A 17,039-nucleotide genomic window follows, 5' to 3' on the forward strand; every position below is an offset into this window, starting at 1 on the left:
GAACCCCACCAGACAGCCGGAATGACCGACCGAAAGGGACAGGAAAGAAAATGAGCATGCGCGACGATTCCGGATCAGGTATCGAGGCCGGCACGGCGAACCGGTCCACCGGTGGCACGGCCCGGCGCACCTCGCGGGTGCGCGGGCACCGGCGCTGGCTGCTGCCGGTGGCCACCGCGGCCTGCCTGCTGATGACCGGTGCCGGCACGGCGACCGCCGCCGCCCCGGCCACCGCCTCATCGGCTGCCGAGTCCTCGACCGCCGCCCAGACCCCGGCCGACATCCTGCAGGCCGGTGCCCAGCAGGGGATCGCCGACGGATACCCGGGCGTGATCGGCATGGTGCGGAAGGGCGACACCACCCAGTACGTGCACGCGGGTGTCGGTGACCGCGCGACCAAGGTGCCCGCCGACCCGAAGGCGAGGTTCCGGATCGGCAGCAACACCAAGGCGTTCACCTCCACCGTGCTGCTCCAGCTGGAGGGCGAGAAGAAACTCTCGCTGGACGACACCGTCGCCAAGTGGCTGCCGGGGGCGGTCGCCGCCAACGGCTACGACGGCTCGAAGATCACTATCCGTCAGCTGCTCAACCACACCTCGGGCCTGCCCGACTACTTCAAAACCATACAGATCAACGGGCCGTACTTCCTCAACACCAACCCGAGGGAGGTCTTCCCGCCGCAGAACCTGGTCAACGTCGCCCTCGCCATGCGCGCGCCGACGACCGAGCCGGGCGAGAAGTTCGACTACTCCAACACCAACTACGTGCTCGCGGGCATGGTGATCAAGGCCGTCACCGGCGAGGACGCGGCCACGCAGATCCAGCGGCGCATCATCGAACCGCTCGGCCTGCGCGACACCAGCTTCCCCACATCCGACCCCGCGCTCTACGGCAACTACCTCCACGGCTACGCGATCCGGACGATCTTCATCAACGACGCGACGGCCTCCAACGTGCAGGTCTTCGGGAGCGCCGGGGCCATGGTGTCGACCATGGACGACCTGGCCACGTTCTCCCGGGCGCTGATGACCGGAAAGCTCCTTGAGCCCGCGCAGATGGCCGAGCTCAAGACCACCGTTCCCGTGACCGCCGACATCGGCTACGGGCTGGGCATCGAGCGCATAAAGCTGTCCTGCGGGAAGTCGGCCTGGGGACACAACGGCGCGGTGCTCGGTTACTTCAGCGAGTGGCTGAGCAGCGAGGACGGCACCGAGCAGGTGGCGCACGCGAACAACGAGTTCCATCTTCTCGGCGGTACGCCGGGACAGGCCCATACGGGCAAGGCCATGACCGACGCGTTCTGCGCGCTCTGAGAACCACGACCGGAAGGGCTCTCCCGGCCGCCGGGCCGGGGCCTTCCCCCACAGCGAGAGCCGCGCTCTCGGAGAGGACACCCGATGAGAACACCACGGACCACCTGGCGGACCCGGGCGCGAACGGCCGTGGCCGCCGCCGCGCTGACCATGGCCGCGACCCTCACCGCCCCGCTCGCCCACGCCGACGGCGCCGCCCCTCCGGTGCTGACCGACGGATTCGGTCTGACCCAGGTCGCCGGGGGCACCGAGGTGCACTCGGCCACCGACTTCACCATCACCGTGACCACCCCTCAGGTGGCCGGGAAGCACAAGATCCGCATCTTCCTGCCCAGCGGCTACCGCACCGACCCCGGGAAGCGCTGGCCGGTGACGTACTTCCTGCACGGCGGGGGCGGAACCGTGGATGACGCCGCGGCCGCCCCGGCGTTGCGCTCGGACTCGATGATCACCGTCGTGCCGGACGCCGGCCTGAAGGGCTGGTTCGCCGACTGGGTCATGCAGAACACCGCCGAGGGCGCGGCGAACTGGGAGACCTTCCACCTGGAGCAGGTCGTCCCCTTCATCGACGCCAACCTGCGCACCGTCGCCGACAGGGACCACCGGGCCGTCGTCGGCCTGTCGATGGGCGGGTTCGGCGCCCTGCACTACGGCGAGGCCCGCCCCGACCTCTTCGGCCACGTCGCCTCCCTGTCCGGCGGCATCGACTTCGGCATGGCGGAGGTCCGCGCGGCGGTCCTGGCCACGGAACTCAACCTGACCGGCGCCTGGTGCGCCGTGAGCACCTCCACCCCGTCCGGGACCGGCCAGTGCACCGGTTACGGGCCCATGGTCGACAGCGACGCGATCTTCGGTTCCCCGTACCCGGTGCTGAACGCGGACCGGGTCTGGAAGGCGGTCGACCCGGCCGCCCCGGTCAACCTGGCCAAGCTCGCCGAGACCGACGTCACGCTCTACACCGGCGACAACGACGTGATAGACCACTTCACCGCGATCGCCGCCAGGAACGTCAAGACCCGCATGGACACGCTCGGTCTGCCCAGCCGCCTCGTCGACTACGGCGACGGGTCGGCGCTGGCGCCCACCTGCGACGGCGGCCACAACTACGGCTGCTGGGCCCCCGCGCTGGCCGACTACATCCCCCGGCTCCAGGACTCGTTCGGCACGGCGGGCTGACCCCCCGACGGAACCAGGCCCGGCCCCCGGCCGGCGGGCGTCCGCCCGTCGGCCGGGCGGTCGTTAAGGGGGCTCTCATCCGGGCCGCCTAGCGTGCGGAACATGAACCCCACGACTTCCGCGAACCCCACCGACCCCACTGCCCCCTCGGCACCCGATGCCGAGGAGACCGCGACCGAGGACGCCGCGTACGACATGGTCAAGACGGACAAGGCCGCGGGCGAAGCCGACGGAGCCGAGGAAGCACTCGCGGAGGCCGAGGACCTGGAGCCGGACGGCCTCGACGACTCGGACAAGCAGTCCTCCGGCCTCGGCGCCGCGGCCGCCGCCGTGGCCGCGGCCGGGCTCGGTGTCGTCGCGCTCACCGGGTCCTGGACCGGCAAGGTCGCCGCCGAGCGCGAGACCCTGATCGGCCAGATCAAGACCTCGGCCGGTGGCAGCGCCGCCCAGCAGATCTCCGAGATCTACGGCGACGCCTGGCACTCCACCGCACTGGTCAACGGACTCTTCGCACTGCTCGCCCTGCTGGTCGGAGTCTTCGCCCTGGTCCGCCCGGCCTTCGGCGCACCCTCCGCTGACCCGCAGCCCGGCTGGGTGCGCGCCGTCGCGACCGCCGGCATCGCGCTCGGTGTCCTCGGTCTGGTGATCTCCGCAGCCATGTACTTCGACCTCATCGTGCCGCTGCCGACCACGGGCGCCGCCGGCTGAGCACAAGGGCCGGGGACACGGCATAGGGCATCCGCCCGAGGGACCCGGTCCCGTATACGGCAGGGGCCACGAGTTTCTGAGGCTCCCCGCCCGCGAAGATGCGGATCCTGCCCGATGCCGCGACACCTCCTGAGGGACGACAGTGAAGGCACGGCAGAAGCGCTGCCGACCCCATCGGGCCCCAACGGGCCGTCGTCCTCCGGGAGAAGCACATGCACACCTTCGAACTCCACACGCTGCGCATGGCCGAACTGCACCGCCGGGCCGAGCAGGAACGACTCGTCCTGGAGGCCGCTCGCGCCCGCCGGGTTGCCCGCAGGGCCGCCCGGCATCCCGGACGCAAGGAGGCAGAGGGGCCGCTGAGTACGGACCGGAAACGATTCGTCCACGCCGCGTGAAGGCCGGGTGACGGCGCCTCGGTTCCGGTGGACCGATGACTGCTGAACCGACGCCCGACGGCCCCGGACCGATGCTCGACCGGGGCCGGACGGCCCCGGTCCGGGGCCCGCGCGACCGGACCCGTGTGCGATGCTCGGCGACGTGGAGACCAGGTCCGTCAGTCCCGTGTTCGTCGGCCGAGAGAGCGAGTTCGCCTCGCTCGTCGACGCGCTCGCCCGCGCCGGCGCGGAGGGTGCCGACGTTTCGGGCGAACCGCAGGCCCTGCTCATCGGCGGTGAGGCGGGGGTCGGCAAGACCCGGCTGGTCGAGGAGTTCCTCGCGGCCGCGGTCCGCCGCGGCGCGGCCGTCGCCGTCGGCGGCTGCGTCGAGATCGGTGCCGACGGCCTGCCCTACGCCCCGTTCTCCACCGCGCTGCGGGCCCTGCGCCGCACCCTGCCCGAGGAGGTCGCCGCGGCCTGCGCCGGGCAGGAGGGCGAGCTGGCCCGGCTGCTTCCCGAACTCGGCGAGGCCGACCGGGACGCGACGGACGAGCACAGCACCGCCCGCCTCTTCGAACTCACCGCCCGACTCCTGGAACGCATCTCCGCCGAACGCGCCGTCGTCCTCGTCCTGGAAGACCTGCACTGGGCCGACGCCTCCACCCGCCACCTCCTCGCCTACCTCTTCCGCACCGTGCGCAACGGTCGCCTCGTCGTGATCGGCACCTACCGCTCCGACGACATCCACCGCCGCCACCCGCTGCGCCCCCTCCTTGCCGAGCTGGACCGGCTGCGCACCGTCCGCCGGATCGAACTCGCCCGCTTCAACCGTGCCGAGGTCCGCCGCCAGCTCACCGGCATCCTCGCCGCCACCCCCGAGGCCGTCCTCGCGGACGAGATCTTCGAACGCTCCGACGGCAACGCCTTCTTCGTCGAGGAACTCGCCTGCAGCCTGGAGAGCGGTGACCACTCCCGGCTCTCCGACTCGCTGCGCGACCTCCTGCTCGTACGCGTCGAGGCGCTCCCCGACGACGCCCAGCAGGTCGCCCGGATCGTTGCCGAGGGCGGCTCCACCATCGAGTACGGACTGCTCGCCGCGGTCGCCGGGCTGACCGAGGACCAACTCATCGAGGCGCTGCGGGCGGTCGTCGGCGCCAACCTGCTGCTCACCACCCCGGAGGGCAACGGCTACCGCTTCCGGCACTCCCTGGTCCGCGAGGCCGTCAGCGACGACCTGCTGCCCGGCGAGCGCTCCCGGCTCAACCGGCGCTACGCACAGGCCCTGGAGGCCGACCCCACCCTCGTCCGCGCCGGAGAGCGCGCCACCCGCCTCGCCAGCTACTGGTACGGCGCACACGACGCCGCCAAGGCGCTGCCCGCCGTGCTGAAGGCCTCCGTCGAGACCCGCCGCCGCTACGCTTTCTCCGAACAACTCCGCCTGCTGGAACGGGCGATGGAACTGTGGGACGACGCCCCCGACGACGTACGCCGCACCCTGCGGCCCATCGACTACGCCGAGAGCTACCCGGCCTGCGGCTGCGACCCCGAGACCACCCCGCTGCGCTATCTCGACCTGATGGCCGAGGCCACCGTCGCCGCCCGGTTCGGCGGGGAGCGCGAACGCGCCCTGGCCATCGCCAAGAAGGCCATGCGGGTCCTGGAGGGCGAGGACGACCCGTTGCGCGCCGCCTGGTTCTGGGTCCAGCGCTCCCGGCTGATGCAGGACCTCACCCGCGGCGACGGCCGCGAGGAACTGGCCGCCGCCCAGGAGCTCGTCCGCGGCCTGCCCCCGTCCGCCGTCCACGCCGATGTCCTGATGAGCGTGGCGGGATGGGGCGCCCTGCACCGCCCCGGTGCCGAGACCCTGCTCGCCGCCGACCGGGCGGTGGAGTACGCCAGGCTCGTCGGCGACGAGTACATCGGGCTGCACGCCCGGCTCACCCGCGGCTGGCTCACCGCCGAGGCGGGCGGCGTCGACGAGGGCATCGCCGAGATGTACGCCGTCCGCGACCGCGCCGACGAACTGCACCTGGTCGGCATCATGAGCCGGGCCGCCATCAACCTCCCCTCCACCCTCGAATCCATGGGCCGCTCCCTGGAGGCCGTGGCCGCCGCGGACCACGGCATCGAGATCAGCCTCAGCCACGGCGTCGCCGACATGGAGGCCTGGGTCCGCTGCAACCGGGCGGACTCGCTGTTCTCCCTGGGGCACTGGGACGAGAGCCGGGCCACCACCGACGCGGCGGCCCGCGTTGCCCGGTCCGGCAAGGCGCAGGGGCTCGTGGCCTCGCGCCGCACCGAACTCGCCCTGGCCCGGGGCGACCTGGCCGAGGCCGAGGCGCAACTCGCCCTGGCCCGGCGCAGTTTCGGCTCCCGGGACCCGCAGCCCCAGCACGTCATCGTGCCCGCACGCCATGCCATGGCCCTCGCCGTGCAGCAGGGCCGACTGGCCGAGGCGCGGGCCGAGTTCGAGGCCCGGTCGGAACAGGGATTCCCGCCCGGCACCCAGCGGTACGCCCTGCCGCTGCTCCATGTCGCGGCCGCCGCCGAGGCCGACGCCCGGGGCCTGCCCGCCGCCGACCCGGGCCGGCCGGCGGTCCTCGCCCGCATCCGCGCCCACCTGAAGGGGCTGCCGATGCTCGTCCCCGTCTGGGCCGCCCACGGTCTCCTGATCGATGCCGAGCTGGCCAGGGCGGAGGGCCTCGACACCCCCGGCCACTGGTCCCGCGCGGCGGCCGCCTTCGCGCCCCTGCACCGCCCGTACGAGCTGGCCCGGATCCAGCACCGCTGGGCCGAGGCCCTCCTCGTCGCCGCCGGCGACCGGTCCACCGTCACCGCCCTGCTGCGCGAGGCACACGGCACCTCCGTGCGGCTCGGCGCGCGCCCGCTGACCGAGACCGTCGAGCTGCTGGCCGGCCGCGCCCGCATCGCCCTCACCGCCCCGGACCGCGGCACCGCACCCGAGATCCCGGCCGCCGTCACCGTCCCCGCCGAGGACGGCACCGGCGACGGGGCCGCGGGCCGGGAGCGCACCGAGGACCGTCTGCGCGAGGCGGCCGCGGCCGCGGTGGAGTCGTTCGGGCTGACGCGACGCGAACAGGACGTGCACCGGCTGGTCGCGGCCGGCCACACCAACCGCAGGATCGCCGAGGAGCTCTACATATCGCCCAAGACCGCGAGCGTGCACGTCTCCAGCATTCTCGCCAAGCTCGGCGTCTCCAGCCGAGGCGAGGCGGCCGCCCTTGCCCACCGGCTCCGCCTGTACCCCACCCGGGACGCCTCCTGACCGGGGCCAGGGCCGACGGCCGTACCCGGCCCGCCCCGCTCGCTCAGGCCCGGGTGTCCGGGGTTTCGGGGGCGTCCGGGTCCTGATCGGGCCCCCGGTCCGCGTCCGCGTCGGCGCCCGCGCCGGGCGCCCTGACGACCACCTTTCCGGAGGCCAGGTCGATCGGCCCGCGCCCCGGGTCACCGACGCCGAGATCCACCCGGGTCAGCTCCAGCCGCTTCTGCTCCTCGGCGGTGTGCTTGCGGCCCGGTGCGAAGAGTTCCTCGAAGAAGTTGAACACCGGTCGCACGCCCTTTCACCTGCTGTAGCCGCTACCGCACCGCCAGTTCCAGGATCCTGTCGTCTCCCGGCTTGGGGGTGCCACGGGTGTCCGTATTGCTCGTGACGAGCCAGAGCCTGTCGCCGCCTGCGGCGAGCACGGTACGCAGACGGCCGTACTTCCCTACCAGGAACGACTGCGGGGCCGCGAGAGGTTCCCTCCCGCCGCTGCCGGACAACGGAATCCGCCAGAGCCGCTCCCCGCGCAGGCCGGCCATCCAGATCGAACCCTTGACGAAGGCGATTCCGCTCGGGGACGCCTCGGACGTCTTCCACTGGGCCACGGGATCGATGAATCCCTTCTGCCCCGCCCGGCCCTCGGCCTCCGGCCAGCCGTAGTTCCCGTCCGGCACGATCCGGTTCAGCTCGTCCCAGGTGTCCTGCCCGAATTCGGACGCCCACAGCTGCTGCTGCCCGTCCCAGGCCAGCCCCTGCACATTGCGGTGGCCGTACGAATACACCACGGAGTCGGCCGCCGGATTGCCGTGCAGCGGTTCCCCGTCCGGGGTCATCCGCAGGATCTTGCCGGCCAGCGACTTCTTGTCCTGGGCGAGACCGTCGTCGCCCGTCTCCCCGGTGCCCGCGTACAGCATGTGGTCGGGGCCGAAGGCGATCCGCCCGCCGTTGTGGATCGCCCCCTTGGGGATGCCGCGCAGGATCGTGTCCGGCGCGCCCAGCAGCCGGCCGGGCGTGGTGCCGTTCTCGTCGTACTGCATGCGGGCGATGCGGTTGTCGGACTCGGTCGTGAAGTACGCGTACACCAGGTGGTCCGCGCCGTACGCGGGGGAGACCGCGATCCCCAGCAGTCCGCCCTCACCGGCGGGCGACACCCCGGGCACCGCGCCCAGCAGGGTCTTCTTGCCGGTCTTCCCGTCGATCCGGGTGATCGTGCCCTTGTCACGGGAGGAGACCAGCAGATCACCGCCGGGCAGCGCCGCCAGCCCCCAGGGCGAGTCCAGGCCCTCGGTGAGCGTCGACACCACCCGCACCGAGCCCTTCGCGGGCGGCAGGGACCGCGAGGCGGACGGCTTCGGGGCGGCGGACGAGGAGCGGGCGACCGGTGGCGTCCCGCCGACGCCCGCCGTACCGGCGGAGCTGCCGTCCGAGGAACACCCCGCGGTCAGCACCAGCGAGCCGGCGGCCAGCGCGGCCACCGTCCCGCGGCGCAGGCCACGGCGGCGGCCCCGCGGCCCGGCGGGGCCTTGTACAGATCCGAACAGAACACCGCGCACAGCACCGATCCCTTCGACGGCCACCTGACTACTGTTCTTACACCGCGGCCCCGCCCCGGGGTTCCCGATGCCCGCCAATTCTGCCGACCGGTGTTCAGGGGCGGGGGCCGATATCAGTCCCAGGACCCCTGAGCCCCGGGCAACGCGGCGATCTCCGCCAGATCCCGCGCGGTCAGGTTCAGCCCGGCCGCCCCCGCGTTCTCCACCGCCCACCCCTCCCGCTTGGTGCCAGGCACCGGCACCACGTGCGGACCCTGCCGCAGCACCCAGGCCAGCGCCACCTGCGCGGCACTCGCCCCGTGCCGCTCGGCGATCCGCCGCAGCCCGACGACCACCGGCTGGTTCGCCGCCATCATCTCCGCCGTGAACCGGGGATGCCGGGCGCGCAGATCCTCCGGTTCGAAGCCCTGCCCCGGCGTCAGCGTGCCGGTCAGATAGCCGCTGCCCAGCGGCATCGCCGCCAGCAGCCCCACGCCCCGTGCCGTGCACCACGGAAGCAACGACTCCAGAGCGTCCGGCGACCAGACCGAGAGCTCTGCCTGCACCGCGCTCACCGGGAAGACCTGCTGCACGCGCTCCAGCTGACGGATCGTTTCGTCGTACATCCGTGAACCCGGCCGGCGCGAGGCCCGTGCCCCGACCGCGCAGAGTCCGAGCGCCCGCACCTTTCCGGCGGTCACCAGCTCCGCCATCGCGCCCCAGGTCTCCTCGACGGGCACCTCGGGATCGGCCCGGTGCAGCTGGTACAGATCGATCACATCGGTCTGGAGCCGGCGCAGCGAGGCGTCGCAGGCCCGCCGCACATAGCCGGGCCGGCCATTGGCCACGATGTGCTGATCACCCACCAGCAGTCCGCACTTGGTGGAGACGAACGCGTCCGACCTGCGGCCCTTCAGCGCCCGCCCCACCAGCAGCTCATTGGTGAACGGGCCGTACATGTCGGCCGTGTCGAGCAGTTGCACGCCCGCGTCGAGCGCGGCGTGCACCGTACGCAACGCACGGTCACCGTGCTGCTGCGAGGCGCTGTACGCCCAGCTCATCGGCATGCAGCCGAGACCGACCGCCCCCACGGCGAGCGCCGCCGCACCGAGACTCCTGCGCTCCAACTCCCCGATCCTCCCCAGGCCCCGCCGTCGAACCGGGCCCATGCCCCGCCGTCCACGGGACCGCACCGCACCCCAAAGTAACCTCTGCCGCCCGCCGCTCCTCGCACGGCCTCCGCCGATCAGGGCCTGTCCGGCGGATCATGGCCGGGGTCGCGGCGTCTGGCACGGCACCTCGCGGGTTGCCGAACCGTCCGAATAGCTCCGCTATCAGGACGCTCCGGCGCCTTGCGATGCACCGCACCAGACGCCGCGCCCTGTCCGACCCCGATCCGCCGGACAGGCCCTAACCTCCTGACCATGACGAAGACTCCCGGCGAGGCGAAGACCCCCGACGTGACGAAGACGCCCGACGTATGGCTGCCGTTCCCGGCCGACGAGGTCGAAGGGCTCCCCGAGGGGCTCAACTACCGGTTCTGGGACGGCGAACCGGACTACCCCGCCGACCCCGCCGACTGCGCCTTCTACGTCGTGCCGTACATGAAGGGCTCCGAAGTCGCGGTCCGGCCGCTCGGCGGCATGGCGGGCGTCCAGGTCGTGCAGACACTCTCCGCGGGCATCGACCACGTCGAGCCCGCGCTCGGTCTGCTGCCGGCCGGGGTACGGCTGTGCAACGCCAAGGGGGTCCACGAGGCATCCACCGCGGAGCTCGCCCTCACGCTGATCCTCTCCTCCCTGCGCGGTGTCCCCGGGTTCGTCCACGGCCAGGACAAGGAGGAGTGGCGGTCCGGCTTCTACCCCGCGCTCGCCGACAAGTCCGTGCTGATCGTGGGGTACGGATCGATCGGCGCCGCCATCGAGGACCGGCTCGCGCCCTTCGAGTGCGCGCGGGTGGGGCGCGTCGCGCGCTCCGCGCGGACAGCCGCACGCGGCCCCGTGCACACGCTCGACGACCTGCCGGTACTGCTGCCCGAGGCCGATGTCGTCGTGCTGTCCACCCCGCTGAACCCGTCCACACAGGGGCTGGTCGATGCGGAGTTCCTCGCCGCGATGCAGGAAGGGGCGCTGCTCGTGAACGTCGCACGCGGCGGCGTCGTCGACACCGAGGCACTGCTGCTCGAACTCCAGTCCGGCAGGCTGCGGGCCGCCCTCGACGTCACCGACCCGGAACCGCTGCCCGTCGGCCACCCGCTCTGGCATGCTCCGAACGTCCTGATCACGCCGCACGTGGGCGGCAGCACATCGGCTTTCGAGCCACGCGCCAAGCGCCTGCTGGCCGGGCAGCTGCGCCGGTTCGCCGCGGGAGAGCCGGTGCGGAACGTGGTCCGCACCATCGGCTGACCACGCTGCGGAGGCCCTCGGTCGCACACTGTTCCGGAAAACCCTCCAGGTCGTCACGGAGAGTAGAGGAACTATGTCCCTGCGTGACCGGTCTGGTGTATCGTCCCGAAAGGGGCGCTGCGCCGTGGAAGGGGACGGCGCCGGGGAGGACGCGACACGCGAGGGGGCGACGGGCGATGTACGGCCGAAGGGTGCATGATCCGACACCGCCGGACAGCCGACGGGGGATGGCGGGCCGCCGGGTGCGAGCGCACCCGGCCACACCGGGGGCGCCCCGGTGAGCGCGCCGGTCGACGCCCTCGGCGCACTCCTCTCCCGGAGGCCGGCCGCGGGCGGCGCGTCCGCGCTGGTCTGGCAGATCCTGCTCGGCGTCGTCTGGGCCGGATATGCCGCGGGATCGGCCCTCGGCTGGGGTTCACCGCAACTGGCGCGCGTCATGGGGGATTTCGGTCTCAGCGCGGCGGCGCTGGTCGCCGCCGTCTCCTGCTACCGCTACGCGCGGGCCGGCAGCAGCCGGTTCCGGCCCGCCTGGCTGCTCTTCTCGCTCTCCTCGTTCATGGCCTCCGCGGGCAACGCCGTCTGGGGCTGGTACGAGGTCGTGCTCGGGCTTCCGGTGCCCACCCCCTCCCTGGCCGACGTCTTCTTCCTCTGCTTCGCGCCGCCCGCCATCGTCGGGCTGCTCGTCCTCGCCAAGCGACCCGTCACCCGGGCCGGCTGGCTCTGTCTCGTGCTGGACTCCTGGCTGATCGGCGGATCGCTCCTCACGCTCTCCTGGAGCCTCGCCCTGGCGCACACCGCGCATCTGGTGGGCGCCGAGGACGTGAGCGTGGCCCGCGCGGCGCTCGCGCTGGCCTATCCGCTGCTGGACATCGTGCTGGTCTCCATGGTGCTGGCCCTGCACTTCCGGCGGTCCAACGTCAACCGCTCCGCGGTGAACACCGCCGTCGCCGCGCTCGCCCTGACGGTCCTGTCCGACGCGCTGTTCACCTCACCGCTGCTGCGCCAGACCTATCACTCCGGCCACATGCTGGACGCGGGCTGGTTCGCCGGCTCGCTGCTCCTGGCGTACGCCCCCTGGGGCGCGAACAGGGCCGCGGACAACGCTTTCCCGACGCGGAGCATGCTTCCCGCCAGCCGCCCCATCGCGGGATCGCTGGCCGCACTGACGCCCTATCTCGCCGCCGCCGTCTGCACCCTCGGCATTCTCTACAGCGCCGTCGAGGGCCGCCGGGTGGACCGCGTCGTGATCCTCACCGGCTGCACGGTGGTGCTCGCCCTGGTCGTCCGGCAGGGCATCATGCTCGTCGACAACATCGCCCTCACCCAGGAACTGGCGCAGAAGGAGAACCACTTCCGCTCCCTGGTGCAGGGCTCCAGCGACGTCATCATGATCGCCGCCCCCACCGGCGTGCTGCGCTACGTCAGCCCCGCCGCCGCCGGGGTGTACGGGCGCGATGCCGACGACCTGGTCGGCGCCGAGCTCGCCTCGATCATCCACCCCGAGGACCTGGGGCGGGTGGTCCACGAGGTGCGCCGGTTCCTCGCCGCACCGCCGGGCGAGGAGCCCACCACCCGGATCGAGTGCCGCTTCAGATCCGGTACGGGCGACTGGCTCAACGTCGAATCCACGGTCAACCGGCACCAGGGCGGGCTGATCCTCAACAGCCGCGACGTGACCGAACGGGTCCGGCTGCAGGCCCAGTTGCAGCACAGCGCCGAACACGACCCGCTCACCGACCTGCCCAACCGGGCCCTGTTCACCAAGCGGGTCCGCCAGGCCCTCGGCGGCCGCCGCTCCGGCGACTCCGGCACCGCCGTGCTCTTCATCGACCTCGACGGCTTCAAGGCGGTCAACGACCGCCTCGGCCACCAGGCCGGCGACGAGCTCCTCATCCAGGCCGCCCGCCGCCTCCACGAATCCGTCCGCGCGGGCGACACCGCGGCCCGCCTCGGCGGCGACGAATTCGCGACGATCATCCTCGGCGACGGCACCCGCGACCAGTCCGCCCGGGAGTGCCAGGTCCACGAGATCGCCGACCGGCTGCGCCTCACCCTCTCCCAGCCGTACCGGATCGGCGCCGGAGAGGTCCGGGTCGCCGCGTCCATCGGGGTCGCCTTCGCCGAGCCCGGCATCACCCCCAGCGACCTCATGCGCAACGCCGACCTCGCCATGTACCGCGCCAAGGCGGGCGGCAAGGACCGCGTCGAGCTGTACGCCCCGCAGATGCAGGCCGACGTGGTGCGCCGCTCCGAGCTGGCCGCCCGGCTGCGCACCGCCCTGCGCGACGGCGAGTTCGCCCTGCTCCACCAGCCCGTCGTGAACCTTGCCAGCGGCACGGTCGCCGCCGTGGCCGCCCAGGCCCGCTGGCGCTCCGCCCAGGGCATCCTGTTCACCCCGGCCGAGTTCCTCCGCGTCGCCGAGGACAGTGACCGCACCGCCGAGCTCGGCCGCTGGCTCCTCGAAGAGGCGGTCGAGCAGGCCGCCGACCGGACCAGGGCCGGACACCCGGTCTCCGTCGCCGTGCGGCTCTCCGCCCGCCGGCTCCTCGACAAGGGGATGCCGTTCAGCTCCGTCGAGGCGCTGCTGACCCGGCACGGCCTGCCCTCCGGGGCTCTGATGATCGAGGTCGCCGACAGCGACCCCCGGATCCCCTTCGACGAACTGGAGCAGCGTCTCGTGGCCCTGCGCCGCATCGGTGTCCGCATCGCGCTCGACGGCTTCGGCAGCGGCTACGCCGCGATCAACGCCCTGCGCCGGCTCCCCATCGACGTACTGAAACTGGACCGCGGCCTCGTCGAGGGCGTGGTGGAGTCCGCCCGACTGCACAAGATCACCAGCGGCCTGCTGCGTATCGCCTGCGACCTCGGCATGCAGTCCGTGGCCGACGGGGTCGACGTACCGGAGCAGGTCCTCGCGCTGCGCGCCATGGGCTGTACGCACGGCCAGGGAATGGCTTTCTCCGGGCCGCTCGACGAGTACCGGCTGCGCCGCGCCCTGGCCCGCGGAGAGTTTCCGGTGCCCGGCAGCACCATGGCTCAGCCGGTCCTGACCGGCGGCTCCGTCCCCCTCCTCGGCAGTTCACATATTGAGACGCCCGTCCCACCCACTTGACACGTCGAGTGCGTCGGAGAGAGGGTCAATGCCATGCGCACCCGAATTCTCGTACTTGGAAAGCGCGTCGGCTGAAGCAGAGTCCCACCAGGCACTCTGCAGACCGCACCGACGCGCTCCCCTCGCTTGCCTCACGGCACGAGGGGTTTTTTGTTGCACCGGCACCACGCAAACTGTCGCAAAACACCCGCAGAAACCCTCAGCTTCGAGAAGAGAATGCCGATGACCGAGCAGGCCACCGGGGCCCACCATCCCCAGCCGCGGGCCCGTAACGGCGGACCGTCCGCCGCCACCGTTGAGCACGTCACGGGCGCGCAGTCCCTCATCCGCTCCCTCGAGGAGGTGGGGGCCGACACGGTATTCGGCATTCCCGGCGGCGCCATCCTTCCGGCGTACGACCCGATGATGGACTCCACCCGGGTCCGTCATGTGCTGGTCCGCCACGAGCAGGGCGCCGGACACGCGGCCACCGGCTACGCGCAGGCCACCGGCAAGGTCGGTGTCTGCATGGCCACCTCGGGCCCCGGCGCCACCAACCTGGTCACCCCGATCGCCGACGCCCACATGGACTCCGTCCCGCTGGTCGCGATCACCGGCCAGGTCGCCTCCAAGGCGATCGGCACGGACGCCTTCCAGGAAGCCGACATCTGCGGCATCACCATGCCGGTCACCAAGCACAACTTCCTGGTCACCAAGGCCGAGGACATCCCGCACACGATCGCCGAGGCCTTCCACATCGCCTCCACCGGCCGTCCGGGCCCGGTCCTCGTCGACATCGCCAAGGACGCCCTCCAGGCGCGGACCACGTTCAGCTGGCCGCCCACCCAGGACCTGCCCGGCTACCGCCCGGTCACCAAGCCGCACGCCAAGCAGATCCGCGAAGCCGCCAAGCTGATCACCCAGGCCAAGCGGCCGGTGCTGTACGTCGGCGGCGGCGTCATCAAGGCGGGGGCCACCGCCGAACTGAAGGTCCTCGCAGAGCTCACCGGAGCGCCCGTCACCACCACACTGATGGCGCTCGGCGCATTCCCCGACAGCCACCCGCTGCACGTCGGAATGCCGGGCATGCACGGTGCGGTCACCGCCGTCACCGCGCTGCAGAAGGCTGACCTGATCGTCGCCCTCGGAGCCCGCTTCGACGACCGCGTCACCGGCAAGCTGGACAGCTTCGCCCCGTACGCCAAGATCGTCCACGCCGACATCGACCCCGCCGAGATCGGCAAGAACCGCGCCGCCGACGTCCCGATCGTCGGGGACGCCCGCGAGGTCCTGGCCGACCTGGTCCAGGCCGTCCAGGCCGAGCACACCGAGGGCCACGTCGGCGACTACGCCGCCTGGTGGAAGGACCTCAACCGCTGGCGCGACACCTACCCGCTCGGCTACGACCTGCCCGAGGACGGCAGCCTCTCGCCGCAGCAGGTCATCCAGCGCATCGGACAGCTCGCCCCCGAGGGCACGATCTTCGCGGCGGGTGTCGGCCAGCACCAGATGTGGGCCTCGCACTTCATCCAGTACGAGCAGCCCGCCACCTGGCTGAACTCCGGCGGCGCCGGAACGATGGGGTACGCGGTCCCGGCCGCGATGGGCGCCAAGGCCGGCATGCCGGACCGCACGGTCTGGGCGATCGACGGCGACGGCTGCTTCCAGATGACCAACCAGGAACTCACCACCTGCGCGCTCAACAACATCCCGATCAAGGTCGCGATCATCAACAACGGTGCGCTCGGGATGGTCCGCCAGTGGCAGACCCTGTTCTACAACCAGCGGTACTCCAACACGGTGCTGCACTCCGGCACGGACACCGAGGGCGTCCCGGCGAAGGGCACCCGCGTCCCGGACTTCGTCAAGCTGTCCGAGGCCATGGGCTGCCACGCGATCCGCTGCGAGGACCCGGCCGACCTGGACAAGGTCATCGAAGAGGCCAACTCCATCAACGACCGCCCCGTCGTGATCGACTTCATCGTCCACGAGGACGCCATGGTGTGGCCGATGGTCGCCGCCGGCACCTCCAACGACGAGGTCATGGCCGCCCGCGGGGTCCGTCCCGACTTCGGCGACAACGAAGACGACTGAGAGACAGAGAGAGACCGACTCCATGTCCACCAAGCACACGCTCTCCGTCCTGGTCGAGAACAAGCCCGGTGTCCTCGCCCGGATCACCGCCCTGTTCTCCCGCCGCGGCTTCAACATCGACTCGCTCGCGGTCGGTACCACCGAACACCCCGACATCTCTCGCATCACCATCGTCGTGAGTGTCGAGGACCTGCCCCTGGAGCAGGTCACCAAGCAGCTCAACAAGCTGGTCAACGTCCTGAAGATCGTCGAACTCGAGCCGTCCGCTGCGATCCAGCGCGAGCTCGTCCTGGTGAAGGTCCGCGCCGACAACGAGACCCGCTCCCAGATCGTCGAGATCGTCCAGCTGTTCCGCGCCAAGACCGTGGACGTCTCCCCGGAGGCCGTCACGATCGAGGCGACCGGCGGCGCCGACAAGCTGGAGGCCATGCTCAAGATGCTGGAGCAGTACGGCATCAAGGAGCTGGTCCAGTCCGGCACCATCGCCATAGGGCGCGGCGCGCGCTCGATCACCGACCGTTCGCTGCGCGCTCTCGACCGTACGGCGTAGGACCCGCCGCCTCGCCGCTCGTATGGCGAGACCCGAAAACGTATCTGACGCACCCCGCCGTACGGTGGGACGCAACACCTGCACACCAAGGAGAAACCCAGTGGCCGAGCTGTTCTACGACGACGATGCCGACCTGTCCATCATCCAGGGCCGCAAGGTCGCGGTCATCGGTTACGGCAGTCAGGGTCACGCCCACGCGCTGTCGCTGCGTGACTCGGGTGTCGACGTCCGGGTCGGTCTGCACGAGGGCTCGAAGTCCAGGGCGAAGGCGGAGGAGCAGGGCCTGCGCGTGGTGACGCCGTCCGAGGCCGCCGCCGAGGCCGACGTCATCATGATCCTGGTCCCGGACCCGATCCAGGCCCAGGTCTACGAGGAGTCCATCAAGGACAGCCTCAAGGACGGCGACGCGCTGTTCTTCGGCCACGGCCTGAACATCCGCTTCGACTTCATCAAGCCGCCGGCGGGCGTCGACGTCTGCATGGTCGCGCCGAAGGGCCCGGGCCACCTGGT

Annotated in this window: 13 protein-coding genes; 10 read left to right on the forward strand and 3 right to left on the reverse strand. The window is 71.8% G+C overall.

Features of this window, described 5'->3' with window-relative positions; translation table 11 throughout:
* Nucleotides 1-56: 56 nt before the first annotated feature.
* The 5 genes from BT364_RS21605 to BT364_RS21625 all read left to right on the forward strand — a co-directional run bounded on the left by BT364_RS21605 (nucleotide 57) and on the right by BT364_RS21625 (nucleotide 6,860).
* Nucleotides 57-1,313, forward strand: a complete 1,257-nt coding sequence (locus tag BT364_RS21605; RefSeq protein WP_079179573.1) for a serine hydrolase domain-containing protein — start codon at nucleotides 57-59, stop codon at nucleotides 1,311-1,313.
* A gap of 84 nt (nucleotides 1,314-1,397) precedes the next feature.
* Nucleotides 1,398-2,489, forward strand: coding sequence for an alpha/beta hydrolase (locus BT364_RS21610; protein ID WP_072486856.1), 1,092 nt, complete (start codon nucleotides 1,398-1,400; stop codon nucleotides 2,487-2,489).
* Nucleotides 2,490-2,591: 102 nt separating this feature from the next.
* Nucleotides 2,592-3,197, forward strand: coding sequence for a hypothetical protein (locus tag BT364_RS21615; protein ID WP_072486857.1), 606 nt, complete (start codon nucleotides 2,592-2,594; stop codon nucleotides 3,195-3,197).
* Between the two features lie 212 nt (nucleotides 3,198-3,409).
* Complete coding sequence (locus BT364_RS21620; RefSeq protein ID WP_072486858.1) at nucleotides 3,410-3,595, forward strand: hypothetical protein; 186 nt, start codon at nucleotides 3,410-3,412, stop codon at nucleotides 3,593-3,595.
* 130 nt (nucleotides 3,596-3,725) lie between these two features.
* Nucleotides 3,726-6,860 (forward strand): helix-turn-helix transcriptional regulator, encoded by a 3,135-nt coding sequence (locus BT364_RS21625; protein WP_079179571.1) that lies wholly within the window; start codon nucleotides 3,726-3,728, stop codon nucleotides 6,858-6,860.
* Nucleotides 6,861-6,903: 43 nt separating this feature from the next.
* Here BT364_RS21625 and BT364_RS21630 read toward each other — a convergent pair whose 3' ends face one another.
* The 3 genes from BT364_RS21630 to BT364_RS21640 form a co-directional block, all read right to left on the reverse strand.
* The gene (locus BT364_RS21630) at nucleotides 6,904-7,149 is read right to left on the reverse strand and encodes a DUF6191 domain-containing protein (RefSeq protein WP_256260120.1); all 246 of its coding nucleotides are present in this window, start codon (nucleotides 7,147-7,149) and stop codon (nucleotides 6,904-6,906) included.
* Between the two features lie 22 nt (nucleotides 7,150-7,171).
* Complete coding sequence (locus BT364_RS21635; RefSeq protein ID WP_371268631.1) at nucleotides 7,172-8,410, reverse strand: PQQ-dependent sugar dehydrogenase; 1,239 nt, start codon at nucleotides 8,408-8,410, stop codon at nucleotides 7,172-7,174.
* 113 nt (nucleotides 8,411-8,523) lie between these two features.
* The gene (locus BT364_RS21640; RefSeq protein WP_177328189.1) at nucleotides 8,524-9,480 is read right to left on the reverse strand and encodes an aldo/keto reductase; all 957 of its coding nucleotides are present in this window, start codon (nucleotides 9,478-9,480) and stop codon (nucleotides 8,524-8,526) included.
* A 333-nt stretch (nucleotides 9,481-9,813) separates the two neighbouring features.
* On the opposite strand from BT364_RS21640, the gene BT364_RS21645 reads away from it, so the two are divergent.
* From BT364_RS21645 to BT364_RS21665, 5 genes are all read left to right on the forward strand, one after another.
* The gene (locus BT364_RS21645; protein WP_072486860.1) at nucleotides 9,814-10,794 is read left to right on the forward strand and encodes a 2-hydroxyacid dehydrogenase; all 981 of its coding nucleotides are present in this window, start codon (nucleotides 9,814-9,816) and stop codon (nucleotides 10,792-10,794) included.
* Nucleotides 10,795-11,071: 277 nt separating this feature from the next.
* Entirely contained in the window at nucleotides 11,072-13,906 is a 2,835-nt protein-coding gene (locus tag BT364_RS21650) for a putative bifunctional diguanylate cyclase/phosphodiesterase (protein WP_072486861.1), read from the forward strand.
* A gap of 216 nt (nucleotides 13,907-14,122) precedes the next feature.
* Complete coding sequence (locus tag BT364_RS21655; RefSeq protein ID WP_072486862.1) at nucleotides 14,123-15,979, forward strand: acetolactate synthase large subunit; 1,857 nt, start codon at nucleotides 14,123-14,125, stop codon at nucleotides 15,977-15,979.
* A 22-nt stretch (nucleotides 15,980-16,001) separates the two neighbouring features.
* The gene (ilvN, locus tag BT364_RS21660) at nucleotides 16,002-16,529 is read left to right on the forward strand and encodes an acetolactate synthase small subunit (protein ID WP_072486863.1); all 528 of its coding nucleotides are present in this window, start codon (nucleotides 16,002-16,004) and stop codon (nucleotides 16,527-16,529) included.
* Between the two features lie 100 nt (nucleotides 16,530-16,629).
* On the forward strand, nucleotides 16,630-17,039 hold a 410-nt coding region (locus BT364_RS21665), incomplete at its 3' end, for an NAD(P)-binding domain-containing protein (RefSeq protein ID WP_177328187.1).

It is taken from the genome of Streptomyces atratus, assembly GCF_900119365.1.
Taxonomy (GTDB): domain Bacteria; phylum Actinomycetota; class Actinomycetes; order Streptomycetales; family Streptomycetaceae; genus Streptomyces; species Streptomyces atratus_B.